The following is a 23740-nucleotide window of genomic DNA, read 5'->3' as shown; positions in this document are numbered from 1 at the left end:
CAGGCTGCCGCGACACGACGTCGCGCGATGCCATGTCCGCGCGGAGGCCCGCATGAGCGCCCTCCCAACCCCGCCCAGCGGGCGCGGACAACGCGAAGACACGCTCACCCCTTCGACGATGCTCCCTGGAGCGAGCCTCGTCGCGAGCCCCGACCTGGGCACGGTGACGAAGCTCGGGCTCCTGTCGAGCCTCTACCTCTCGCAGGGCCTGCCCTTCGGCTTCTTCACCCAGGCGCTCCCGGTGCTGCTGCGCCACCAGGGCCTGTCGCTGCCCGCCATCGGCCTGTCGCACCTGCTCGCGCTCCCATGGGCGCTGAAGTTCCTGTGGGCGCCGTACATGGACCGGCACGGCTCGGCGCACTGGGGCCTCAGGCGCGGCTACATCCTCCCGCTCCAGTGCCTGAGCGCGGGCCTGCTGCTCTCGCTCGCGCTGCCCGACACCACCGTGAGCACGCAGGTCCTGTTCGCCGCGGTGCTCGGCGTCAACCTGCTCGCGGCCACGCAGGACGTGGCGACCGATGGACTCGCGGTGACGCTGCTCTCCCCTTCCGAGCGCGGCTGGGGCAACGGCGTGCAGGTGGCCGCCTACCGCGTGGGCATGATCCTGGGCGGCGGCGTGATGCTCGCGGTCTTCGATGCCGCGGGCTGGCGCCCCACCCTCGTGGCCCTCGGCCTCATGCTGCTCGTCGCCACCATCCCCGTGGCCCTCTATCGCGAGCCCCCCTCCGAGCCCCCGCCCCGCGTGAGCCTGGGCCTCGGCTGGTGGGTGCGGCGCCCGGGCGCGGGGACGTGGCTCGCCCTGCTCGTCGTCTACAAGGCCGGTGAAGCGCTGGCCACGGGCATGCTGCGCACCTTCCTGGTCGACCGGGGCCTGACGCTCACGGACATCGCGTGGTTGCTCGGAATCGTGGGCTTCACCGCGGGCCTGGTGGGCGCGCTCCTCGGCGGCAGCCTCGTGGTGAAGCTCGGACGCAAGCGGGCCCTGCTCCTGTTCGGCGCCATCCAGTCCACCGCGGTGCTGCTGTACGCGCTGGTCTCCAGCGGCACCGTGTCGGGCCTGCCCTGGCTCACCGCCGTCTGCGCCGTGGAGCATGTGGCCAGCGGCATGGCCACCGCCGCCGTCTTCACCGCGATGATGGACGTCTGCCGTCCCGACCACGCCGCCACCGACTACACCGTGCAGGCCTCGCTCGTCGTGCTCGCCACCGGCGCCGCTGCGGCCCTCAGCGGCTTCAGCGCACAGGCCCTCGGCTACACGGGCCACTTCCTCCTGGCCGCGGCCCTCTGCGTCGCGGGCACCCTCTTCGTCACCATCGCCTTCCCGAAGTCACAAGCGCTCACGCCCGGAACACCCGAGGTGTCGCCATGACCATCGCCGTCTACGCAGGCAGCTTCGACCCCGTCACCGCCGGGCACCTGTCCGTCGTCCGCCAGGCCGCGCGACTGTTCGGCCACGTCGTCGTCATCGTCGCCATCAACCCCGCGAAGAACACGCTCCTGTCCCCCGACGAGCGCGTCGCACTGGTGCGAGAGGCCGTGGCCCCCCACCCCAATGTCACCGTGGCGTGGACCGAAGGGCTCATCGTCGACTACGCGCGGGCCATCGGCGCCAGCGTCCTGCTCCGCGGCGTCCGGGGCGCGACCGACGCCCAGTTCGAGACGGAGCTCGCGCACAACAACCGCGTGCTCGCGCCCGAGCTCGCCACCCTCTTCCTCCCCGCGGAAGCACACCTCGCCGAGGTGAGCAGCAGCGGCCTCAAGGCGCGCGTGCTCCGGGGCGAGGACGTTTCCGACTTCTGTCCTCCCGCCGTCGCGGCGAAGCTGCGCGAGCGTCTCCACCCGTCCCACCGGAGCCAGCCATGAGCATGACTTTCATCCCCCTGGGTGTCGGTGACGCCTTCTCCGCGCTCCACTACTCCTCGTGCCTGGCCGTGGAGGTCGAGGACCAGGTCCTCCTCATCGACTGTCCCCACCCCATCCGGAAGATGATGCGCGAGGCGTCACTGACGTCCGGCGTCCCGCTGGACGTGGACCGCGTCAGCGCCGTGGCCCTCACCCACCTGCACGCGGACCACTCCTCGGGCCTGGAGGGCCTGGGCTACTTCTCCTTCTTCATCCTGCGAAAGAAGCTGGAGCTGCTCGCGCACCCGGACGTCGCCGAGCGCCTGTGGGAAGGCCACCTGGCCGCGGGCATGGAGTGCCTCATCGAGAAGCGCGGCGAGGCCCCCAGCCCCAAGCACTTCGAGGACTACTTCGAGCACACGCCCCTCTCCACCGAGTCGGCCGTGCGCCACGGGCCCTTCCTCATCGAGGCGCGGATGACGTACCACCACGTGCCCACCACCGCGCTGCGCATCCACGCGGGCGGGCGGTGCCTGGGCTACAGCGCGGACACCGCCTTCGACGAGGGCCTCATCGACTGGCTGTCCCGCGCGGACCTCGTCATCCACGAGACGAACTACGGCGTGCACACGCCCTACGAGAAGCTCGCCGCGCTGCCGGAGGGACTGCGCGCCCGGATGCGCCTCATCCACTACCCGGACGACTTCGACACGGCCGCGAGCGTCATCGAGCCGCTCCAGCAGGGCCGCCGCTACACCGTGTGAGGAGCTTCCAGGCGCCCCAAGTGACTCCGGGCGCCCGGATGCGTCCTCCACGCGCTACTGCGAGAAGATGAGCAGCGAGTAGGGCCCGATGGCGAAGGACGCGTTGTTGCCCATGCCGTCCTTGCCGCCACTGTATGCCGTGGTGTTCGCCGACGGGGTGTTGCCGAAGTCACCCGAGTACCCGTTCCAGTCGCTGTTGAAGCGCAGGTGCCAGGTGCCGGTGCGCGGGAAGCCGATGTTGTAGCTGCTGAACGTGGTGCTGCTGAAGTTGGCCACGACGATGACGTCGTCGCCCGGGCCACCGTTCTCCCACCGGTGGTAGGCAATCACCTTGTTCGTGTTGTTGATGTGGTGGACGTTGAGGCCACCCCCGCGCAGGCCGCGCGTGTTGTTGTTCCAGTTGCGGCGCAGGCGGATGAGGTCGCGGTAGAGGTTGTGGATGCCACCGAAGTCGGTGAGCTTCTGCCAGTCCACCGGGTCCTGGTCGGAGAAGAAACCGTTCTCCAGAATCTCCTGCCCCTGGAAGATCATCGGGATGCCCGGCGACGTCATGGTGATGCCCGCGGCCAGCGTGGAGCGCTTCTTCGACGCCCAGCTCCCCGCGTTGCCCGGCCAGATCTCCTCCGGCACGCGGCTGTGGCCGTTGGCCACCTCGTCGTGGCTCTCCGAGTAGATGATGCGCGCGTGCGTCCGGCCACTGAAGCTCTGGCCAATCGCGGCCGCCACCGCGCCCATGTTCCGGTTGGCGTCGTTCTGCTCGATGACCGCCGCGCGGATGGGGTGCACGAACTCCGCGGACCACTGCGCGTCGAACCCCGCGCCTCCCGCGAAGTCGCCACTCGCGTTGTCGGTGATGGAGTTGCCGCCACCGAAGTCCTCGGCGATGGAGATCTTGTAGCCGTTGCGCGTGTTGATTTCGTTGTTGATGGAGCGGAACACCTGCCACGCCGACGGGATGTCACCCGTGCCATCAATCGTGCGCATGTACTTGGTGGCGTCCCAGCGCAGGCCATCGCCCCGGAAGTTGTCGAGCAGATTCATCATCGAGTCGCGGATGTAGGCGCGCACCTCGGCACGGCCGTAGTCCGGGCGGGTGTTGCCCCACGGCGTCACCTTGCGACCGTCATCGAAGAAGTACTCGCCGCCGTTGTTCAGGCAGTTGCCGCTGAAGCACCACATGGGCAAATCACTCGGCCCCCAGTGGTTGTGCACCACGTCGAAGATGACGCCGATGCCGCGCATGTGCGCCTCGTCCACGAAGCGCTTCATGTCGTTGGGCGAGCCGTAGGCGCTCTCCGGCGCGAACGGGAAGGCCACGTTGTAGCCCCAGGAGAAGTCGCCGGCGAACTCGTACGCCGGCATCACCTTCACCATGTTGATGCCCAGGTCCTGCAGGTAGCCGAGCTTCGCGATGGCGCTGTTCCAGTTGCCCGGCCCCCAGCCCGGCGAGTCGTGGAAGGTGCCCACGTGCATCTCGTAGATGACCATCTCGTTGAAGCCCGGCGTGCTGAACTGCTGCGCGTTCCACCAGTACTCGCCGTGGTCGTAGATGATGCTCGCGCCCGTGGAGTTCTCCTGCCACGCCGCCCGAGGGTCCGCGCGCCACGCGTCGCTACCCCAGGCGTTGCGCGTAACGAACTTGTACTTCTGGCCCTTCACCGCGCCCGCCACGTCGCCAGAGAAGTTGCCGTTGCCCTCGCCGCCCAGCTCAATCCAGCCCCAGCCGCTGAAGTCGCCCGCGACGAAGACCTTCTGCGCCAGCGGCGCCCACGTCCGGAACGTCACGCCCCCCGAGTAGATGGTGGCGCCCATGCCCGGTCGCCCCGAGGGGCCGAGCCGCTGAACGACCTCCGCTGTCTCCTCACCGGAGCGCTGTTGATTCTCGAGCGCGCTCTCGCCGCAGCCCAACAAGCCGGCCAACAGCAGCGCGCTCCACGTGTTGTGTCGCATGGTGACGACCTCCCTAGGGTTGTTCAGGGCGGGTCCTAGCAATCGCAGTGAAGTACGGGCAAACCGGCTTCATCAGATTTCTGCAACTTTCACCCATGACACACTGCGGCAGTTTTCCTGGCTGTCCTGGGATGGTCGTGACTCAGGGGCCTGAGGTGAAGGCGGGTGTGCTCGCGTTCGTCGCGTGAGTGCGCTACTCCGGCGAGCCCGGCGCCGTGCGGGCGCCCCTGGAGAACGACTCGCGATGACGACGACGACAGCGCTGGCCCGACGTGGGGCCCTGCTCCTGCCGCTCGCGCTGCTCCTGACGCTGGCCCCGGGCCTCGGCCAGGGCGCGGCGCCCGCGGGCACCACGCGCCTGACGTTGCTCCACCTGGCGGACGTGTACCAGGTGCAGCCCCAGCAGGAGCACGGGGGCCGGGGGGGCCTGGCGCGGGTGGCCACGCTGCGCAAGCGGGTGCTGAGCGAGTCGCCTGCCCCGCACGTGCTGACGCTCCTGGGCGGCGACACGCTGTCCCCGTCGGTGGAGTCGTTGCTGGAGGTGGACGGCAAGGCGCTCAAGGGCCGGCACATGGTGGACGCGTGGAACGCGCTCGGGCTGGACGCGGCGGTGCTGGGCAACCACGAGTTCGACTTCGGTGACGACGTGCTGAAGGAGCGCATCCGCCAGTCGCGCTTCACCTGGCTGGGCGCCAACGTCGTCGACGGGAAGACGGGCGCGCTGTTCGAGGGCGTCAAGGCGTACGAGGTGCGGGAGCTGGGTGGCGTCCGCGTGGGCCTGTTCGGCGTGGTGCTGCCGGAGACGAAGACTTCGACGAAGGCGGGGCCCGACACGCTGTTCACCGACTTCTGCCAGGCGGCGCGGGAGGCGGTGGCGAAGCTGCGCGAGGACGGGGCGCAGGTGGTGGTGGGCCTGACGCACCTGGAGCTGGCGCAGGACCGGAAGCTGGCGAAGTGCGTGAAGGTCGACGCCCTCCTGGGCGGGCATGACCACGTGGGCGCGAATGACCGCACCACCGGCACGCCCATCTTCAAGGTGCCCGCGGACGCGCTGGAGCTGGGCCGGCTCACGCTGGACGTGGACACGGCCACGGGCAAGGTGCGCAAGGTGTCCTGGGCGCGGCTGCCCGTCACGAAGAAGGTGCCCGAGGACGCGGAGTTCAACGCGGCCATGAAGCCCTACGAGGCGCTGTTCGCCAGGCTCGCGGAGCCGGTGGGCAGGACGCCCGTGGCGCTCGACGCCCGCGGCACGCAGGTGCGCTCGCGCGAGACGAACCTGGGCTCGCTCGTCGCGGACATCTTCCGCGAGGCGGCCGGCGCCCAGGTGGCCTTCGTCAACGGGGGCGCGCTGCGCGCGGACACCATCCTCCCCGCCGGCACGCTCACGCGCAGGGACCTGCACGCGCTGATGCCCTACACCGACGAGCTGGTGGTGGTGGAGATTCCCGGCGCCACGCTGCGCGCCGCGCTGGAGAACGGCGTCAGCCTGAGCCGCGAGGACGCGCGCCCCGGCCGCTTCCTCCAGGTCTCCGGCATGCGCTTCACCTTCGACGCACGCAAGCCGCCGGGCTCGCGCGTCGTCGACGTGAAGGTGAACGGCAAGCCGCTCGACGACGCGGCCACGTACCGGCTCGCCACGCTGAGCTTCCTCACCAGCGGCAAGGACGGCTACGACATGCTCAAGGGGCTGCCCTCCACGCCCGCGATGAAGGACGGGCGCACGCCGCTGGACCTGCTCGCGCAGGCGCTGCACTCGGGCAAGCCCGCGCCGCGCGCGAAGGCCGAGGGCCGCATCGTCCGGCTGGATGGCGCGACGCTCTCACACGACGCGCGCCGACCCTCGCCTCCCCTGAAATAAACCCCGGGCGGAATTCGCGCGCCCTCGCATCCACTTCCCGACAATCTGACCCCCCGAAACCTGGGTGGATTTGGCCCCGTGTCTGGCGATGAACGCGAGGGATTGCTCCACTCGCGCGCCGGCGGAGCGCCCCCGTCGCATCTTCCGACTCGGCCAGCTTGTTTCCGGGAGCGCCCCCAGCCCACCCCCACCCGGGAGCGCCCATGGCCGAGTTGGAGACATTCCGTTTGCCGCACGTCGTGAGTGGAAGTGAAGCCGATGTCGCGCTCGGGCTCGCGATGATTCGAGCCTGGCGACGCGACGGCATCTTCCAGATTCGCATGAGCCCCGCGCAGGCGGACAAGGCCCGTGACGCCTTCGAGCTGAGCCGGCGCTTCTTCCGTCAGCCGCTGGAGGAGAAGCAGCGCTGCGTGAGTGACTCGACGTACTCGGGCTACGTCGCCTCCGGCGAGGAGCTGACCGCGGGCGAGGCCGACTACTCGGAGGTCTTCACCGTCTGCAAGGACGTGCCCCTCACCGACGCGCGCGTGCACTCCGGCTGGCCCTGCCATGGCCCGGCGCCCTGGCCGGACGAGGCCTATCGGCTGGGCATGACGGCGCACACCGAGGAGCTCGGCTCCGCGGGCGAGCGGCTCCTGCGGCTCACCGCGCTGGGACTGGGCCTGGACATCGACGCGCTCACCGCGCTGACGAAGGACGGCTGGCATCACATGCGCGTGCTGCGCTTTCCCGCACGCTCTCCCGCAACGACGCGAGGCATCGGCGCGCACACGGACTACGGCATGCTCGTCATCGCCGCGCAGGACGACGTGGGCGGCCTGTGGGTCCGCCCGCCCGTCGAGGGCGAGCCGCGCAAGCGCAACTGGCTGCAGGGCGAGAGCTCCGCGGGCATGTACGAGCACGACGAGCCGTGGACCTTCGTGAAGCCCGTCCCCGACGTGCTGACGGTTTTCCCCGGAGACATCCTGCAGTTCCTCACGCGGGGCTATCTGCTGTCGACGCCGCACAAGGTGGTGCTCGCCTCACGCGAGCGCTTCGCGATGGCGTACTTCCACGAGCCCCACTTCGAGGCCTGCGTCCGCCCGCTGAAGGACCCCACGCGCGACGAGTTCATCCACTACGGCACGCACTTCACGCACATGTTCATGCGCTGCTACCCGGACCGCGTCACCACCCAGCGCATCCTCGACGAGGACCGGCTGACGACGCTCGCGTGGCTGCGGGAGGAGGCCGTCCAGCGCACCGCCCCCGTGGAAGAGGTGCCTCGACGACTCGCCGCGGGCTGACACGTCAGGGCGAAGTCCAACCCCGGAGCCGGTAGACGACGCGCCCCGCGAGCTCCCGGAGCACGTCCGTGCTCTGCGACAGCGCTCCGGCGCGGGGCAGCCACCCGAGCCGGCCCATGCGGAAGGCCGGCATCCTCGCGTCCACCGGCAGCGTGTCCGGGCGCAGGCCCACCGCGGCGAAGCACCCCTGCGCCCGGGGCATGTGGGCCGCGCTCGTCACCAGCAGCAGCCGCTTCCAGCCGCGCTCCTGGATGATGCGCGCGGACTCCACCGCGTTCTCGCGCGTGTTGCGGCTCTGGCCCTCGGTGACGATGCGCTCGGCGGGGATGCCCCAGTCCTGGAGCATGCGCGAGAGCACGTCCGCCTCCACCACCGCCGTGGGGCGCGGGTCCAGCGAGCCGCCGGAGATGAGCACGAAGCGGGCGTGTCCCTCGCGCATCAAGTCATAGCCCCGGAGGATGCGCTCCGGCGCGGCGTTGAACTCGAGCCGCCCCGAGCGCTCCATCGCGGAGGGGTCCAGTCCTCCACCCAGGACGATGACGGCGTCGTAGGGCTCGCCGGGATGGAACGTGTCGTGGGCCCCCTCCTCCACCTGGTACGTCAAGAGCGTGGACATCGCCTCGGTGGAGAAGACGTAGAGCACCCCGACCCCCGCGACGAGGAGCCCTCGGGCGAGCGCGGGGCGCAGCCGGGGCAGCCGGCTCACGAGGATGAGCAGCAGCGCCCAGGTGAGCGGCGCCAGGAACAGGTCCAGCACCTTCGAGAGGAACAGGAACACGGAGCGTCCGTCAGCGCTCGCCCCAGTGGAGCTTCTGCCGGAGGATGGAGAAGTAGGCCACGCGCGGGTTGCGCACCAGGTTGACCCGGTTGGCCGAGCGCACCACCTCGATGCAGTCACCGCCCTGCAGGCCGTGGCCCGTCTGTCCGTCCAGCGTCAGGTACGTGTCGGCCGTCTCGCTGCGCAGGGTGATGCGGATGGTGCGGTCGGCGGGCACGACGATGGAGCGCTGGGTGAGCGCGTGCGAGCAGATGGGCGAGAGCACCGTGCAGTCCACGGACGGATGGACGATGGGGCCGCCGGCGGACAGCGAGTACGCGGTGGAGCCCGTGGGCGTGGCGAGGATGACGCCGTCCGCCTTGTACGTGGTGATGGGCACGCCATCGATGGAGGTCTCGTGGTCGGCGATGCGCGCCAGCGCGCCCTTGTTGATGACCACGTCGTTGAGGATTTCGTCCTCGATGAGCACGCGTCCGCCGCGAATCAGCCGGCAGGTGAGCTTCATGCGCGAGTCCACCTGGAAGCGGCCCGCGAGCACTTCCTCCAGCGTGGTGAACAGCTCCTCGACGGGGACCTCCGTCATGAAGCCCAGGCTGCCCAGGTTGACGCCGAGGATGGGCACCCCGCGTCCGCCGAGCAGCCGCGCCGCGTAGATGAGGGTGCCGTCCCCGCCGAGCACCACCGTGAGGTCCGCGCGAGCCGCCAGCTCGCGGTCCTCCACCCGGGGCCAGCCCAGCTCGTGGGCCAGGGAGCGGTCTCCCAGGATGGTGAGGTGCGGGTAGGTCTCGCGGATGCGGGACGCCAGGGCCACCGCCTCGGGGTTGTCCTTCTTCGCGACGATGACGAGGGTCTGCACGCAGCCTGCTTCATAATCCAGCCAGGCGCCCGGGCGCTCCCCTGAATTGTCGAAGGTCCCGCCCACCGGACAGACGCCCCGGCGTGCCCGCCTCCGGGGCGCTAGCTTTGAGGGGTCCATGGACCTCTTCGAACACGCGGGACAGAAGGAGCAGGCCCGCCGGGCACCCCTCGCCGAGCGCATGCGGCCGCGCGCCCTGGATGAGTTCGTCGGTCAGGAGCACCTCACGGGCGAGGGCCGGTTCCTGCGTCGGGCGCTGGAGGCGGACCAGGTCCCGAGCCTCATCCTCTGGGGCCCTCCCGGCACGGGCAAGACGACGCTCGCCTGGCTGGTGGCGCGCTCGACGGGCGCCGCGTTCGATTCGGTGTCGGCGGTGCTCGCGGGGGTGAAGGACATCCGCGAGACGGTGGCGCGGGCGCAGGAGCGCTGGAACCTGCATCGCCAGCGGACGTTCCTGTTCATCGACGAAATCCACCGCTTCAACAAGGCGCAGCAGGACGCGCTGCTGCCCCACGTGGAGAAGGGCACGGTGACACTCATCGGCGCGACGACGGAGAACCCCTCGTTCGAGGTGAACGCGGCGCTCCTGTCGCGCTGCCGGGTCGTCACGCTGCGCGGGCTGGAGGACGAGGAGCTGGTGGCGCTCCTGCGCCGGGCGCTCGGGGATGCGCGCGGGTTGGGCGGACGGGTGACGGCGGACGACGACGCGCTGGTGTTCCTGGCGGCGTCGGCGGGCGGGGATGCGCGCAAGGCGCTGACGGGGCTGGAGGTGGCCGCGGCGCATGCGGGGGCACACGTGGACCGCAAGGCCGCGGAGGAGGCGCTCCAGCAGAAGACGCTGCTGTACGACAAGGGCGGCGAGGAGCACTACAACGTCATCAGCGCCTTCATCAAATCGATGCGCGGCAGTGACGTGGATGGGGCGCTGTACTGGATGGCGCGGATGCTGGAGGCGGGCGAGGACCCCATCTTCCTGTTCCGGCGCATGGTCATCTTCGCGTCGGAGGACATCGGCAATGCGGACCCGCGCGCGCTGAGCGTGGCGGTGGACGCGCTGAGGGCGTTCCAGTTGGTGGGCCTGCCGGAGGGCACGCTGCCGCTCACGCAGGCCGTCACGTACCTGGCGCTGGCGCCCAAGTCGAACGCGGTGCTGACGGCGTACACGTCCGCGCGCGAGGCCGTGACGAAGGAGGGCGCGCTGCCCGTGCCGATGCACCTGCGCAACGCGCCCACGAAGCTGATGAAGTCGCTGGGCTACGGCGGCGGCTACAAGTACCCGCACAACTTCGAGGGCAACTACGTCCCCGAGGACTACCTGCCCGACGAGCTGCGCTCACGGAGCTTCTACACGCCGACTCGCAACGGCGAGGAGGCGCGACTGGCGGAGCGGTACGAGGACATCCAGCGCCAGCTCGCGGAGAGGACACGCGAACCGGGTGAAGACGGCGAGTGAGCCTTTCAGAGGTGCGCTTACGAGACGTCCCCGGAGGACGGTGGCGAGGGCGCTTCGCGGCTCCACTCCGTCAGGGTCGCGTCCGTGAGCAGAGCTTCTCACGCCCAATGAATACTGGTTAAACTCGTTTCAATGCGTCGGCGATTGTGCGCGCTACTCCTTGTGCTTCTGTCATCCGCATGCGGCTCCGCGACAGTTGGAGCAGTTGGCCCACCCGCATCCGCCAAGTGGGTCGGCCCCTCGGTGCCCGGCCCCGGTGGGGGTCAACTCACGACAAGCATCTACTACGGCCCCTGGTCTTGCTCGGCCGCGTTCTGGCGTCGTTGCGAGGCGCGGTGCGCGGGCGAAGGCCATACCCTCAAAGGGTGCATCTGGCTCGCGGACATCAAGGGTGACTGGCGCGGCCGATTCCTCCTGCTTCCGGCGGAAGCCGGCGGACGGCTTGCCATCACCCACTGCTGCTGCGACTACGCGGAAGTGCCCGACGCGTCCGCACTCCGACGTGTGTGGAATGGCGCGCGACAAGGCTACCGCAACGCCTGGACCGAGGAGTTCGGAGCATGGCCGCGTATCCCCGGTGGGGATAACTGGCCCGGCCACCATATCCACGACCTGCTCCACGGAGGGCATCCGACAGCACGCAACAACGTGCTGCCCATGCACCCGGAAGTCCACCAGGTCATCAACGAGGCCTACCCCCAGTGCTACGCGGGCCATCCCCGCTGGCGCACCCCGGGCCCGGACCGGCCATACTCGGACTGACACATGCGCGCGCTACTCGAAGAGGTGGCGGCCAGCCACTTTCCCAATGCCCCGGCGACACCCAGGCAGATTGCCGCGTTCGAGGCCCGGGTCGGCTGGCGCCTTGATGACGACCTGCGCGCCTTCTACTCGTGCTTCGACGGGGCCACCCTGTTCGAGCCTCGCCCGGACGAGAAGTTTCGCATCCTCCCACTCGAGGAAATCCGGCGCGCACGCGTGGCCATGCGAGGTACGGACGACGACGCAATGGGCGCCTCGTCCTGGTGGACGCTCATCTATCTCGGGGACTCCGACTACAACCTCATCGACGTGGCCCGGCCCGGCAAGCCGTACCGCATCCTTGATGCATGGCACGAGGCCTTCCCCCGAAGGGTGGAAGAGATTGCCCCCTCTTTCGGCGCGTGGCTGGAGAAGACACTCCGCAGCGGCAATCAACTCTGGTGGTTGCCAGAGAAGTGACCTGCTGGGGGCTCAAGGGCTCAAAAGAGCCACTTCGTAAGGCTCTTCCGAGCCAGGAGTCCCCACTTCCCGAGAAACCAGCCCTCCGAAACGAACAGGCGCCGGTGAGGGAGTCCCTCACCAGCGCCAGGAGTTCATCCAGTTCGTCCCGTCGTGACTACGACGCGGCCTCGAGCGGCTCAGCGCCCTCGTCGTCCTTGAGGACGCGCGGCTTCATGGAGCGGCCCGCCACCTCGTACTGCTTGAGCAGCCGGCGGAAGTTGGAGCGGTCCACGCCCGCGGCGCGCGCCGCGCTGGAGACGTTCTGGTTGTTCTTCTCCAGGAGCGCCGACAGGTAGCGCCGCTCGAACGCCCGCATCGCCAGGCGCTTGGCCTGCGCGTACGGCAGGTGCGCCAGGCTGAACACCTCCACCGCCGAGTCGGCCTGAGGCGCCGACTGGAAGCCGGGCGGCAAATCCTCCACGTCGATGACGTCATTGCCCGTCAGCACCACCGCGCGCTCGATGACGTTCTCCAGCTCGCGCACGTTGCCCGTCCAACGGTTGCAGGTCAGGGCCTCCATCGCGCGCGGGGAGATGCCCGTCACCTTCTTGTCCGCCTTGGACGCGTACAGCTTCAGGAAGTGGTGCGCCAGCAGCGGCACGTCCTGCGGACGGTCCCGCAGCGGCGGCAGGTCGATGGTGATGACGTTGAGCCGGTAGAACAGGTCCTCGCGGAACTTGCCCTGCTCCTTCGCCCGCGACAGGTCCACGTGCGTGGCCGCGATGACGCGCACGTCCACCTTCACCGGCTCGTTGGCGCCCACCCGCTTGACCTCGCCCTCCTGGAGGACGCGCAAGAGTCGCACCTGGGTCGCCGGCGGAACGTCGCCAATCTCGTCCAAGAAGATGGTGCCGCCGTCGGCCGCCTCGAACAGGCCCTTCTTGTTGCCCGTGGCGCCCGTGAAGCTGCCCTTCACGTGGCCGAACAGCTCGCTCTCCAGCAGCGTCTCCGTCAGCGCCGAGCAGTTCACCGCGACGAACGGCTTGTCCTTGCGCGAGCTGCGGTAGTGGATGGCGCGCGCCACCAGCTCCTTGCCCGTGCCGCTCTCACCCTGGATGAGCACCGTGGCCGTGGAGTGGCTCACCGTCTCCACCAGCTTGAACACCGAGCGCATCTGCGGCGACTGGCCGATGAGGTCCTCGAACTGGCTGCGCACGGTGAGCGCCTCTTCCAGCGCGCGGGTGCGGTCCTTGAGCGCCTTGCGCTCGGCCGCCTTGGCCACCGTGAGGCTCACCTCGTCGATGTTCTCGAACGGCTTGGTGAGGTAGTCGTACGCGCCCGCCTTCACCGCCTCCACCGCCGTCTCCACGGTGGCGAAGGCCGTCATCATGATGACCTCCACGTCCGGGCGCTCGGCCTTGATGCCACGGAGCAGGTCCATGCCGGACAGGTTCGGCATCTTGATGTCCAGGACGACGACGTCGATGGTCGGGTCCTTGGCCGCCGTCAGACCTTCCACCGCGTCATCAATGGCCACCACCGGGTGGCCCTCGCGCTGGAGAATCTGCGTCACGGCCTTGAGGACGACCGAATCGTCATCCACGACGAGGACTTTGGCGCGCTTGACTTGGTTCACGGCAACCTCTCGAGCTGCAGGGGAATGGGCAGGAAGACGGTGAAACGGGAGCCGGCGCCCACCTGGGTGTCGACGTGGAAGCTGCCCCCGTGGTCCTGGACGATGCGGTACGCGATGGACAGGCCCAGCCCGGTGCCTTCACCGGGGGGTTTGGTGGTGAAGGAGGGCTCGAAGATGCGCGGCAGGTGCTTCTCCTCGATGCCGCACCCCGTGTCGGTCACCGCGAAGAAGCAGCGGTCACCCTCACGGCCCGTCTCCAGCTTGAGCTGGCCGACACGCTCTGGGAGCGCCTGCAGGCCGTTCTGCAGCAGGTTCAACACCACCTGCGCGAGCGTGCCCGGGTCGCCATAAACCTTCGGAAGCCCGTCCTTCAAATCGAGCGACAGCTCCGCGCGCGGCGTCGTCTTCAGCTGCGCCCGGAAGAGCACCGCCGCGTCCTCCACGCACCGCGACAAGTCGAACAGCCGCCGGTCCTCCACGCGGCTGTGCCGGCTGAACTTCAGCAGGCTCTCGACGATGCGCTTGCACCGCAGCGCGCTCTCTTCAATCAGCCCCAGGGACTCCAGGTCCGCGTCGCTGCGGCCCGCGTCGCGGGACATGAGCTGGGCGAAGGCCAGGATGCCCCCCAGCGGATTGTTGATTTCATGCGCCACGCCCCCCGCCAGCTGCCCCACCGCCGCCATCTTCTCCGTCTCGATGAGCCGGCGCGTCATCGCCTGCTCCTCGGTGACGTCGCGATAGGTGCACACCACCCGCTCGTCCCCCGCCATGGGGTAGGCGGCCACCACGTACGTCCTGCCCCCCTGCTGCACCTCTCCGCGCGCGCCCTTGCCGCTCTCCATCGCCGCCGGCAGCGGGCAGCCCGTGCACGGCTCGTTGCGACCGAAGAGATACCGGTAGCAGGCCATGTCGGACGGAATCTGCTCGATGGAGCGCCCCGCCACGTGCGCGTACGCCAGGTTCGCCCGCCGCACCGCGAAGTCGCGCCCGCGCACCACGCACAGGGGCGTCTCCATGCAGTCGAACGACAGCTCCCACTCGCGCTTGGCCTGGCTGAGCATCCGCGTGCGCTGAGCGACGCGCTCCTCCAGGTCCGCGTTGAGCAGCTTCAGCTCCGCGTTCTGCGCCGTCGTCACCCGGTACAGCCGCTCGTTCTCCGCCTGCAGCGCGTACTGCTCGAACGCGCTCTTGACCGTCAGCACCAGGTGGCTGTCGTTCCAGGGCTTGGAGATGAAGCGGAAGATCTCCGAGCGGTTGATGGCCTCTTCGATGGCCTGCTGGTCCGCCTGGCCGGTGAGCATGATGCGCTGGGCGCGCGGCTCCTGCTGCTTCACCCGGGTGAGGAACTCCACCCCGTTCATGCCCGGCATCCGGAAGTCGGAGATGACGACCTCGGGGCGGAACGCCTCCACCGTGCGCAGCGCCTGCTCCGCGTCCGTCGCCGTCTCGATGTCCCAGTCCCCCCGGCGCAGCACCCGCCGGATGGACTTGAGGATGTTCTCCTCGTCGTCCACGAGCAGCAGCCGCCCGCGCGGCGCTGCTTCCGTCTGGGTGATCTGTGCGGCGAGGGGGCCCATGGGATTCTTTCCGTCCCATGACATTTGCAATGTGTCTGCCAGCCGGTGGGGCGCCGCAAACCCATGGAATCACGGGATGATTCGACTCCCCGACAATCGAGGAGCGGGGTCATCCTAGACTCCCCCCACCCTTATGGGTCAAGACTACCCCAGGGTCTTTGACCCAGGTCACTCGCCCTGCGAGGGATTGGGCGGCAGCAGGGGCATTTGAGAGTGGAGACAGACCCTGTCCCTGCCCTCCGCCTTGGCCCGGTAGAGGGCCTCGTCGGCGGTGAGCAGCAGCTGCTCGGGGCTGAGGACGGTGCGGTGGGGGAAGCTGGAGAGGCCCAGCGATGCCGTCACCCGGAGCGAGCCCTGGGGCCCTACCTGTAGGGTCGCCAAATCCTTGCGCACACGCTCCGCCACGGTGAGCGCGCCCGTCAGGTGGGTCCGGGGCAACAGGACGGCGAACTCCTCGCCTCCGTAGCGGGCCACCAGGTCCGTCTCCCGCACGCTCTGCTGGAGGGCCGCCGCCACCTCTCTCAGGACGCCGTCCCCCGTGGTGTGGCCGTGCCTGTCGTTGACCTGCTTGAAGTGGTCCAGGTCCATGAGGATGAGCGACAGCGGGTCGTCGTAGCGCTGGGCCCGGCGGAACTCCTCGCGCAGCCGCTCCTGGAAGTGGCGGTGGTTGTGGACCCCGGTCAGCCCGTCCGTCGAGGACAGCCGCTGCAGCTCACCCACCTGGTTGGATAACTGCGAAAATCGGGCGTGGACCGTCAGGCACCGGGCCACCCGCGCCCGTAATTCTTCCACGTCCCATGGGTCGAACATGACCTCGGCGCCGCGGGTGAGCGCCTCCAGCCAAGACTCGCGAGGTTCCCGGGGGGTCAGAACCATCACCGGAGGACCTGGCGGGCCCTCCTGGCCCAGCAGCTTGTCGAGCCAGTCACCGGTGACCTGTCTTCCGCCCACCCACACCACCAGGTCCACCTCCCTCGCCAGCCGACCCACCTCCGGGCCCGGGGAAATCAGACGGAGGCAGTAGTCCTCCGGACCGAGGGCCCTCGCGAGGCGGGCCAGGGTTGACTCCGCTTCATCCACCACCAGCAGGGTATGAGGCCTAGAGGTCACAGTGTCCCCGTAAAATGGTGATTCCACGGTAGCACAGGGGTGTTCGCGAGTGGGAGCCCCCTGATTGATTTAGGACCCGGGCCTTGCTACCGAGCCGCCCGGAATCCCCTTCTCCGAGCATCGAGGTCCGTCGTGGCCAAGTACCCCAGCATCAGCCTCTTCCTCCCCGCATGGAACGAGGAGGACTACGTGGAGCGGGCGGTGAGTCGGGCGCTGGAGGCGCTGCCGCAGCTGACGGACGACTTCGAGATCATCGTGGTCAACGACGCGTCGACGGACCGCACGCAGGAGATTGCGGAAGGGATGGCGAAGCGGATTCCGCAGCTGCGGGTCATCAACCATCCGGTGAACCTGAAGCTGGGGGGGGCGATGCGCACGGGGCTGGCGGCGTCGACCAAGGACATCGTCGTCTACTCGGACATCGACCTGCCGTGGGACCTGCGGGAGCTGGAGCGCTCGCTGCACCTGATGGACTACCTGGAGGCGGACATGATCTGCGCCTTCCGGTTCGACCGCACGAGCGAGGGCCCCAAGCGCATCGTCTACTCGTTCGTCTACAACATGCTCATCCGGGCGCTGTTCGACATCCAGATCAAGGACGTCAACTTCAGCTTCAAGGTGATGCACCGGCGGGTGCTGGAGTCGATGGAGCTCAAGAGCCAGGGCTCGTTCATCGACGCGGAGCTGGTGGTGAAGGCCATCCGCAAGGGCTTCCGCGTGTTCCAGATGGGCGTGGACTACTTCCCGCGCACGCGTGGCGTGTCCACGCTGGCCTCGCCGTCGGTCATCGTGAAGATGGTGAAGGAGCTGGTGAAGCTCTACCCGGAGACGCGCAAGCCCGCGCCGCCGTCGCAGCCGGTGCGCCTGCCGCCGTCGGTGCAGCCGCTGCGCACCGCGAACAGCCGCTCGGCGCGGGGCTGAGTCGTCCGTGAGCACGCGGCCCCGGCGCCTCATCGTCAACGCGGATGACCTGGGGCTGCACCCGTCCCTGGACGCGGGCATCCTCCGCGCGAACCGCGAGGGAATCGTCACCAGCGCCACGCTGCTCGCCATGGGGCCGACAGCGCCCGAGGCGGCCACGCGCGCGCGCGGGCAAGGGCTCGCGGTGGGGTTGCACCTGGCGCTGTCGACGCGGCTCGAGCCCGCGGCGGGCGCCCACCGGGTCCCCACGGTGGCGCCTGACGGGCGGCTGCGTGCGAGCTGGGCGGAGTTCGCGAAGGCGTGGCTGACGGGCAAGGTGCGACGCGCGGAGGTGGAGCTGGAGCTGGAGTCGCAGCTTCGGCGCGCGCGGGAGCTGGGCGTGGTGGTGGACCACCTGGATGGACACCAGCACCTGCACCTGCTGCCCGGCATCCGGCCGATGGTCGAGGCGATGGCCGCGCGGGAGCGGCTCCCCGTGCGCTGGCCGGACGCCCTGCCCCGCGCGCGGTGGCTGCGCACGCCGGGCCCCGCGCTGAAGACGACGCTGCTCACGGTGCTGGCGCGCACGGCGCCCCGGGCTCGGCACGGCGTGCGTAGGGTGAGCGCGGGCGGCGTGTTCGAGGCGGGCCGGTTGGATGAGGCCGCGCTGCTGGCGGTGCTGGACGCGATGCCGGCGGGAGACTTCGAGGTGGGCTGTCACCCTGGCGAGGGCACACCGCAGGTGCCCGAGGACCCGGCGTGGACCTACGGCTGGCAGGCGGAGCTGGAGGCGCTCACGAGTGCCCGCGTGAAGGCGCGGCTCGCCGAGCGAGGCATCCAGCTCCACTCCTACGGGACGCTCGCTTCCGCGACGTAGAGCACGTGCGATGGCGTGGATGCCCCGCGCCTCCGCTGCGCATGGTTGCGCGCGTTGCAGCCACCTCGCATGAGCAACGCGCGCCTCGGTGCGATGGCGCTCTACGGCTCGGCGTATTCACCTCGCCCCTGTGCCCGCCGAGGGGACTCCGCCTCCGCGGACGTAGCGCCCACAGGACGTAGTGGCGCCCGACGCCACCACCTCGCGCACCGTGAGGCCCCAGCGACTACGGAGCACTCGCCTCCGCGACGTAGAGCACGTGAGGTGTGGTGTAGCCACGTCCCAGGTCCACCACCTCGCGCACCGTGAAGCCCGCATCCTCCAAGAGCGCTCGCATCGCCGAGCGAGGCTTGAGCACCATGCCCCCGCTCGCCTTCGTGCGCCCCAGGAGCGACACCATCACCCACTCCTGCGCCAACGCCTTGCGGTGCTTCCAGGAGCCATCCCCCTCCACCTCCTTCAACAACAGGCGCCCACCGGGGCGAAGCAGCCCGCGCGTCGCGCGCAGGAAGCCGGGCCACTTCTCCTCGGGCAACAGGTAGAGCACGTCGCACACCACCGCCGCCTCACACGTCCCCGGCAGCGCGGGCGCGAGCACATCCTCCAACGTCCCCTCCGCGAGCTTCACCCGCGGCAGCCCCGCGAGCGCCTCGCGCGCCCACCCCACCTTGCGCGGGTCCGGATCCACCGCGTGCACCTCGCGCTTCGGGTCCGACAGCGCCAAGAGCGCGGACAACAACCCGTGTCCACAGCCGATGTCCGCCACCGTGCCACCGGCGGGCATGCGCTCCACCACCGCGAGCAGCGGCGCCGAGGACGCACGCGCATGCACATGGAACCGCTCGGCCGCGGGCAGCCGGGAGTACAACGCGAGGGCCTCGTCGAGGAGCGTGCTCATGAGATGTAGTAGTCCGCGCCGAACGCCCACGACAACACGAGCAACGACACCGCGCCCACCGCCAGCGCCCCCTGGAGCACGCGCGGCCGCTCACGCAAGAGCATCGCCCCCGTCAGGAACACGGGGAACGACGACAGCAGATACCGCCCCATCCCCATGAAGTCCTTCGTGGACCACGCGGGCAGCCCGACGATGGCCAGCACGTAGACGGCGTACCCCCACCCGAGCAGCTTGCGCGTGGGCCACACCAGCGCGAGCGCCAGAAGCGTGAAGAACGCGTGTGCCGCCAGCCGGAACGCCTCGCGCTTGTCGGTGGGGTTGAGCACCACGTGCTCGAACCACGACACCTTCAGCCACGTCCTCCACCCCGGCGTCTGCGCCCACCCCGCCGCGCCCTGCACCTTCACGAAGGCGAACGGGTCTCCGAACTGGTGCCACAGGTAGAGCATGTAGCAGCCGAACCCCACCCCCGAGAGCACCGGCAGGAAGTCCACCGCGGTCCACTTCTCGCCCCGCGCGTGCTTCCACTCGAGCCTGCGAACCAGGAGTCCCAGCACCACCGCGGGCGCCACGGGCCGTGCCGCCGTGGCCACCGCCGCCACCAGCACCGCCGGCCCCAGGTGCCCCTTCTCCAGGAGCACGAAGGACGTCACCACCAGCAGGACGAACAGCGCGTCCGAATACATGGCCCCGTAGAAGTACATCGTGAACGGGTACATCGCCATCAAGAGGCCCGCCTTGAGCGCGGTGTCCTCGTCCGCGAGCAGCCTGGCCCAGCGCGTGAACATCACCAGCGCCAGCGGGCCACACAGCAGCGTGATGAGCACCCCCGCCTGATAGACGTTGGGCCCCAGGGTCTCCACCGCGCGGATGAGCAGCGGGTAGAGCGGGAAGAAGGCCACCGAGCTCTGCTCGCCCGGCGTGTACTGGTAGCCGTCCTGCGCGATGCGCATGTACCAGCTCGAATCCCACGCCACCCAGCCCATGGTGACGTACTCGTCGAGCCGCACGACGGGGTTCTGCGGATTCTTGTGGAAGTAGCGCCACGCCCCGGCCGCGGCGGCGGCGCTGCAGAGCAGGACGGCGACCAGGACGACCAGGGCGATGGTGCGAGACGCGGAGCGGGCCATTCGGCCGGCAGGCTGGTCCCAGAACGCCGCCCCGGTCAAGCACCGGAGCGGCGGGAACCCACGCCTCAGCGCGGGTAGAACGTCTTGCCTTCCTTGACCATCTCCACCAGGAGCGGCGCGGGCGTGAAGCGCTCACCCAGCTTGTCCTGGTAGTGCTCCAGCTTGCGCAGCACCTCCGAGAGCCCCCGCGCGTCCGCGTAGTGGAACGGACCGCCGAGGAACGGCGGGAAGCCCAGGCCGAAGATGGCCCCCACGTCGCCGTCGCGCGCGCTGCGGAGGATGCCCTCGCCCAGGCAGCGGATGGCCTCGTTCACCATCTGCAGCACCAGCCGCTCCGCCATCTCCGACGCATCGAAGCCCTTGCGCTCCTTGCCGTGCGGCAACAGGCCGTAGACGGTGGGGTCCACCTCCTTCTTCTTTCCGTTCTCGTAGAGGTAGAAGCCCTTCTGGCTCTTGCGGCCCAGCCGGCCGTCGGCCACCACGCCGTCCAGCGACTTGGGCGCGGCCATGCGCTTGCCGAAGGCCGCCTCCATGATGGGGCCGACCTTGTGGGCCACGTCGATGCCCACCTCGTCCAGCAGCGTCATCGGTCCCACCGGGAAGCCGAACTCCACCAGCGCCTTGTCCAGGGCGGCGATGTCCGCGCCCTCGGCCAGCAGGTACGCCGCCTCGTTCAGGTACGGCGCGAGGACGCGCGAGGTGTAGAAGCCCGGCCCGTCGTTGACGACGATGACCGTCTTGCCCTGCTTGCGCCCCACCTCCACGCACGTGGCCGTCACCTGGTCCGCGGTGCCCGCGTGGGTGATGATCTCCAACAGCGGCATCTTGTTGACCGGGCTGAAGTAATGCATGCCGATGACCTGGGCGGGCCGCTTGCTGCCCTTGGCCAGCTCGGTAATCGGGATGCTGGAGGTGTTGGACGCGAAGATGGCGTCGGGCCCGGTGACGGCCTCCACCTCCGCGAGGATGCGGTGCTTGAGCTTCAGGTCCTCGAACACCGCCTCGATGACCAGGTCCGCCGACTTGAAGCCGCTGTAGTCGGTGCCCGCGGTGATTCGCGCCTGCTTCGCCGCCGCCTCGCGCCAGGTGAGCGAGCGCTTCTTCACGCGCTCATCCAGGATGCCCTGCACCTGCTTGAGCGCGCGCGCCACACCCGCGTCGTCCTTGTCCTTCACGCGCACCTGCGCGCCCTGCAGCACGCCAGCCACGTAGGCGATGCCCCCGCCCATCAGCCCGCCGCCCAGCACCGCGACCTTCTTCACCTCGCGCGGCTTCACGCTCGCGTCCGACGTGCCGTTCTCCTTCTTCAGCGCCGTCGTCGCGAAGAACACCTCCACCAGCCGCTTGGAGACGTCCGACATCACCAGCTCGCCGAACGCCTTCGCCTCGGCCGCCAGCCCCGCCTCGCGCCCGGACTCCAGGCCCGTGCGAACCACCCGCAGGGCCTTCTCCGGAGCGGGGTACTTGCCGCGCGTCTTCTTGAGCAGCTGCTTCCGGGCCGCATCGAAGAGGACCTTGCGCCCCAGCGGGTTGTCCTCCAGCGCCACCTCCGCCCACAGCTCCTTGTTCGCCAGTCCCTGGAAGAAGCCCGCGAGCCCCTTCTTCTGCCCCACTGACTTCAGCCCCTGGCCGTGCGCGCGCACCGGCTTGAGCGAGCCCGCCGCCAGCTCCCTCGCGCGCTGCACCGCGATGGCGCGCAGGATGGGCACTGGCACCACCTCGTCGACGATGCCCAGCTTGCGGGCCTTCGCCGGCTTGACGTTCTTGCCCGTGAGGATGAGGTCCAGCGCCGCCTGCGCGCCGATGAGCGCGGGCAGCCGCTGCGTCCCGCCCGCGCCCGGAAGCAGGCCCAACTGCACCTCCGGCAGGCCGAGCGTCGTCTTCGCGCTGTCCGTGGCGATGCGGTAGTGGCACGCCAGCGCCCACTCCAGCCCGCCGCCCAGACACGCGCCGTGGATGGCAGCCACGACAGGTTTGGGGAAGGCCTCCAGCCGGTCGAACCCCGCCTGCCCCTGCTGGCTCATCGCGGTGGCCTCCTCCGCCGTCTTCAGCGTCTGGAGGTAGTCAATCTTCGCCCCGGCGACGAAGCTGTCCTTCTTGCCGGAGATGAACACCAGGGCCTTCACGTCGGCCTCGCGCTCCGCCTCGTCCAGCAGCCGGGAGAACGCCGCGCCCACCTCCGGGCTCAGCGTGTTCACGGCGGAGTCCGGCAGGTCGAACGTGACGACGGCGACGCCGTCCTCGACCTGGAGGGAGAAGCCCTGCTTCGCCTGAAGCTCTTCGAGTTGGATGGCCATCACGCACGCTCCAGGACCACCACGGCGCCCAGGCCGCCGGCGGCGCAGACGGTGCACATCACCGTGTTCTTGTTCCGACGCTTCAGCTCGTTGAGGGCCTGCGTGACGATGCGCGCCCCCGTCGCCCCGAAGGGATGACCGATGGCGATGGAGCCCCCCGTCACGTTCAGCCGCTCGCGGTCCACCTCCCCCACCGGCTCCGCCCAGCCCGCCTTCTTCGCGAAGCTCTTCGACGCCAGCGCCTGGAGGTTGCTCGCCACCTGCGCGGCGAACGCCTCGTGCATCTCGACGAGGTCGATGTCCGACAGCTTCAGCCCCGCGCGCGCCAGCGCCGTGGGCACCGCGTACACCGGCCCCTGCAACAGCTGGTCGCCCGGGTCCGTGGCCGCGTACGCGTATGAGCGCAGGTAGCCCAGGGGCTCGTAGCCCAGCTCCCGCGCCCGCTCCTCGCTCATGAGCAACAGCGCCGCCGCGCCGTCCGTCAGCGGCGACGCGTTGCCCGCCGTCACCGTGCCGTACTTCCGGTCGAACACCGGCTTGAGCTTGCCCAGCGCCTCCAGGCTGGTGTCCTCGCGGATGATGTTGTCGCGCGTGGCCGTCTGCTCGTACTTCGGCGGCACCGACACGTGCATCACCTCGTCGTCGAAGCGGCCGTCCTTCCACGCCGCCGCCGCGTTCTTGTGCGACGAGAGCGCGATGCGGTCCTGCTCCTCGCGGGAGATGCCGTTCTCCTTCGCCATCTTCTCCGCGCTCTCCCCCATGGACAGGCCCGTGGAGTACTCGGCGATGGCGGGCGGCACGGGCACCAAATCTTGCGCCTTGAGCTTCTGGAAGGGCTTGAGCTTCTCGCTCAGCGAGCGCCCCTTGGACGCCGCCGCCAGCGCGTGCGCCAGGGGCCGGCTGGTGAACACCGGCGGGTCCGACATCGCCTCGGTGCCCCCGGCGATGGCCACGTCCGAGTAGCCCAGCGCAATCGCGTTGCCCGCCGTCGTCAGCGCCTGGATGGACGTCGCGCACGCGCGCGTCACCGTGGCCGCTTCAATCTTGAGCGGCAGCCCCGCCGCGATGACCACCTCGCGCGCGATGGACGGCCCCGTCAGCGTCGGAATCACCTGCCCGAAGACGAGCTGGTCGATGACGTTCGGGTCCAGGTCCGAGCGCTGCACCAGCTCCTGGACCACCATCCGTCCCAGGTCCAGCGCGGTGAGCCCGGAGAACACCGTGCCCGCCTTCACGAACGGCGTCCGCAGCCCCCGGACGATGGCCACCCTCCGGTGACTGTTGCGCTTCTGGCTTGCCATGTGTGCCTCACCCTCCTGGACGTC

Annotated in this window: 19 protein-coding genes; 9 read left to right on the top strand and 10 right to left on the bottom strand. The window is 69.6% G+C overall.

Annotated features, from left to right (window positions below):
• Nucleotides 1-52: 52 nt before the first annotated feature.
• From K8640_RS00895 to K8640_RS00885, 3 genes are read left to right on the top strand one after another with little or no spacing between them, the layout of a single operon-like run.
• Nucleotides 53-1369: an MFS transporter gene (locus K8640_RS00895; RefSeq protein ID WP_223745350.1), complete on the top strand. Its 1317-nt coding sequence runs from the start codon at nucleotides 53-55 to the stop codon at nucleotides 1367-1369.
• Entirely contained in the window at nucleotides 1366-1863 is a 498-nt protein-coding gene (coaD, locus tag K8640_RS00890) for a pantetheine-phosphate adenylyltransferase (protein ID WP_223745349.1), read from the top strand. The genes K8640_RS00895 and coaD overlap by 4 nt, the downstream gene beginning before the upstream one ends.
• Nucleotides 1860-2606, top strand: coding sequence for an MBL fold metallo-hydrolase (locus K8640_RS00885; RefSeq protein ID WP_223745348.1), 747 nt, complete (start codon nucleotides 1860-1862; stop codon nucleotides 2604-2606). Before coaD ends, K8640_RS00885 begins: the two co-directional genes overlap by 4 nt.
• Nucleotides 2607-2660: 54 nt before the next feature.
• Here K8640_RS00885 and K8640_RS00880 read toward each other — a convergent pair whose 3' ends face one another.
• Entirely contained in the window at nucleotides 2661-4556 is a 1896-nt protein-coding gene (locus K8640_RS00880) for an alpha-amylase family glycosyl hydrolase (RefSeq protein ID WP_223745347.1), read from the bottom strand.
• Nucleotides 4557-4800: 244 nt separating this feature from the next.
• On the opposite strand from K8640_RS00880, the gene K8640_RS00875 reads away from it, so the two are divergent.
• Together K8640_RS00875 and K8640_RS00870 are read left to right on the top strand one after the other, a co-directional pair.
• Nucleotides 4801-6414, top strand: coding sequence for a bifunctional UDP-sugar hydrolase/5'-nucleotidase (locus tag K8640_RS00875; RefSeq protein WP_223745346.1), 1614 nt, complete (start codon nucleotides 4801-4803; stop codon nucleotides 6412-6414).
• A gap of 203 nt (nucleotides 6415-6617) precedes the next feature.
• Nucleotides 6618-7700: a 2-oxoglutarate and iron-dependent oxygenase domain-containing protein gene (locus K8640_RS00870; protein WP_223745345.1), complete on the top strand. Its 1083-nt coding sequence runs from the start codon at nucleotides 6618-6620 to the stop codon at nucleotides 7698-7700.
• A gap of 4 nt (nucleotides 7701-7704) precedes the next feature.
• Here K8640_RS00870 and K8640_RS00865 read toward each other — a convergent pair whose 3' ends face one another.
• Together K8640_RS00865 and K8640_RS00860 are read right to left on the bottom strand one after the other, a co-directional pair.
• Nucleotides 7705-8478 (bottom strand): YdcF family protein, encoded by a 774-nt coding sequence (locus K8640_RS00865; protein ID WP_223745344.1) that lies wholly within the window; start codon nucleotides 8476-8478, stop codon nucleotides 7705-7707.
• 10 nt (nucleotides 8479-8488) lie between these two features.
• Nucleotides 8489-9334, bottom strand: coding sequence for an NAD(+)/NADH kinase (locus K8640_RS00860; RefSeq protein ID WP_223745343.1), 846 nt, complete (start codon nucleotides 9332-9334; stop codon nucleotides 8489-8491).
• Between the two features lie 118 nt (nucleotides 9335-9452).
• On the opposite strand from K8640_RS00860, the gene K8640_RS00855 reads away from it, so the two are divergent.
• A complete protein-coding gene (locus tag K8640_RS00855; protein WP_223745342.1) occupies nucleotides 9453-10787 on the top strand; it encodes a replication-associated recombination protein A in 1335 nt (444 codons plus the stop codon).
• 765 nt (nucleotides 10788-11552) lie between these two features.
• Nucleotides 11553-12008, top strand: a complete 456-nt coding sequence (locus K8640_RS00850; protein ID WP_141322902.1) for an SMI1/KNR4 family protein — start codon at nucleotides 11553-11555, stop codon at nucleotides 12006-12008.
• Nucleotides 12009-12165: 157 nt separating this feature from the next.
• Here the strand turns inward: K8640_RS00850 and K8640_RS00845 are convergent, their stop codons facing one another.
• From K8640_RS00845 to K8640_RS00835, 3 genes are all read right to left on the bottom strand, one after another.
• Entirely contained in the window at nucleotides 12166-13626 is a 1461-nt protein-coding gene (locus K8640_RS00845; protein WP_141322903.1) for a sigma-54 dependent transcriptional regulator, read from the bottom strand.
• Nucleotides 13623-15203 (bottom strand): ATP-binding protein, encoded by a 1581-nt coding sequence (locus tag K8640_RS00840; RefSeq protein WP_141322904.1) that lies wholly within the window; start codon nucleotides 15201-15203, stop codon nucleotides 13623-13625. The genes K8640_RS00845 and K8640_RS00840 overlap by 4 nt, the downstream gene beginning before the upstream one ends.
• 168 nt (nucleotides 15204-15371) lie before the next feature.
• Nucleotides 15372-16313, bottom strand: a complete 942-nt coding sequence (locus K8640_RS00835) for a diguanylate cyclase (protein WP_223745341.1) — start codon at nucleotides 16311-16313, stop codon at nucleotides 15372-15374.
• Nucleotides 16314-16445: 132 nt separating this feature from the next.
• Between K8640_RS00835 and K8640_RS00830 the strand changes: the two genes are divergently transcribed.
• Entirely contained in the window at nucleotides 16446-17234 is a 789-nt protein-coding gene (locus tag K8640_RS00830; protein ID WP_223745340.1) for a glycosyltransferase family 2 protein, read from the top strand.
• Nucleotides 17235-17241: 7 nt separating this feature from the next.
• On the top strand, nucleotides 17242-18090 hold the full coding sequence (locus K8640_RS00825; protein WP_223745339.1) for a ChbG/HpnK family deacetylase: 849 nt from the start codon (nucleotides 17242-17244) through the stop codon (nucleotides 18088-18090).
• A gap of 226 nt (nucleotides 18091-18316) precedes the next feature.
• On the opposite strand, the gene K8640_RS00820 is transcribed toward K8640_RS00825, so the two are convergent.
• The 4 genes from K8640_RS00820 to fadI all read right to left on the bottom strand — a co-directional run bounded on the left by K8640_RS00820 (nucleotide 18317) and on the right by fadI (nucleotide 23716).
• The gene (locus K8640_RS00820; RefSeq protein WP_223745338.1) at nucleotides 18317-18988 is read right to left on the bottom strand and encodes a class I SAM-dependent methyltransferase; all 672 of its coding nucleotides are present in this window, start codon (nucleotides 18986-18988) and stop codon (nucleotides 18317-18319) included.
• A complete protein-coding gene (locus tag K8640_RS00815; protein WP_141322909.1) occupies nucleotides 18985-20118 on the bottom strand; it encodes a mannosyltransferase family protein in 1134 nt (377 codons plus the stop codon). The genes K8640_RS00820 and K8640_RS00815 overlap by 4 nt, the downstream gene beginning before the upstream one ends.
• A 65-nt stretch (nucleotides 20119-20183) precedes the next feature.
• On the bottom strand, nucleotides 20184-22415 hold the full coding sequence (gene fadJ, locus K8640_RS00810; RefSeq protein ID WP_223745337.1) for a fatty acid oxidation complex subunit alpha FadJ: 2232 nt from the start codon (nucleotides 22413-22415) through the stop codon (nucleotides 20184-20186).
• A complete protein-coding gene (fadI, locus tag K8640_RS00805; RefSeq protein ID WP_223745336.1) occupies nucleotides 22415-23716 on the bottom strand; it encodes an acetyl-CoA C-acyltransferase FadI in 1302 nt (433 codons plus the stop codon). Before fadI ends, fadJ begins: the two co-directional genes overlap by 1 nt.
• Nucleotides 23717-23740: the final 24 nt, after the last annotated feature.

The sequence above is a fragment of the Myxococcus sp. XM-1-1-1 genome (assembly GCF_020037095.1).
Classification (GTDB): Bacteria; Myxococcota; Myxococcia; order Myxococcales; family Myxococcaceae; genus Myxococcus; species Myxococcus fulvus.
Note: the sequence above shows the minus strand (reverse complement) of the source record. Positions and strands in the feature narration are given on the sequence as shown.

Bases quoted from the DNA above. Each gene is read 5' to 3' on its own strand.
- K8640_RS00895 (WP_223745350.1), top strand. From the start codon at position 53: ATGAGCGCCCTCCCAACCCCGCCCAGCGGGCGCGGACAACGCGAAGAC.
- coaD (WP_223745349.1), top strand. From the start codon at position 1,366: ATGACCATCGCCGTCTACGCAGGCAGCTTCGACCCCGTCACCGCCGGG.
- K8640_RS00885 (WP_223745348.1), top strand. From the start codon at position 1,860: ATGAGCATGACTTTCATCCCCCTGGGTGTCGGTGACGCCTTCTCCGCG.
- K8640_RS00880 (WP_223745347.1), bottom strand. From the start codon at position 4,556: ATGCGACACAACACGTGGAGCGCGCTGCTGTTGGCCGGCTTGTTGGGC.
- K8640_RS00875 (WP_223745346.1), top strand. From the start codon at position 4,801: ATGACGACGACGACAGCGCTGGCCCGACGTGGGGCCCTGCTCCTGCCG.
- K8640_RS00870 (WP_223745345.1), top strand. From the start codon at position 6,618: ATGGCCGAGTTGGAGACATTCCGTTTGCCGCACGTCGTGAGTGGAAGT.
- K8640_RS00855 (WP_223745342.1), top strand. From the start codon at position 9,453: ATGGACCTCTTCGAACACGCGGGACAGAAGGAGCAGGCCCGCCGGGCA.
- K8640_RS00850 (WP_141322902.1), top strand. From the start codon at position 11,553: ATGCGCGCGCTACTCGAAGAGGTGGCGGCCAGCCACTTTCCCAATGCC.
- K8640_RS00840 (WP_141322904.1), bottom strand. From the start codon at position 15,203: ATGGGCCCCCTCGCCGCACAGATCACCCAGACGGAAGCAGCGCCGCGC.
- K8640_RS00820 (WP_223745338.1), bottom strand. From the start codon at position 18,988: ATGAGCACGCTCCTCGACGAGGCCCTCGCGTTGTACTCCCGGCTGCCC.
- K8640_RS00815 (WP_141322909.1), bottom strand. From the start codon at position 20,118: ATGGCCCGCTCCGCGTCTCGCACCATCGCCCTGGTCGTCCTGGTCGCC.
- fadJ (WP_223745337.1), bottom strand. From the start codon at position 22,415: ATGGCCATCCAACTCGAAGAGCTTCAGGCGAAGCAGGGCTTCTCCCTC.
- fadI (WP_223745336.1), bottom strand. From the start codon at position 23,716: ATGGCAAGCCAGAAGCGCAACAGTCACCGGAGGGTGGCCATCGTCCGG.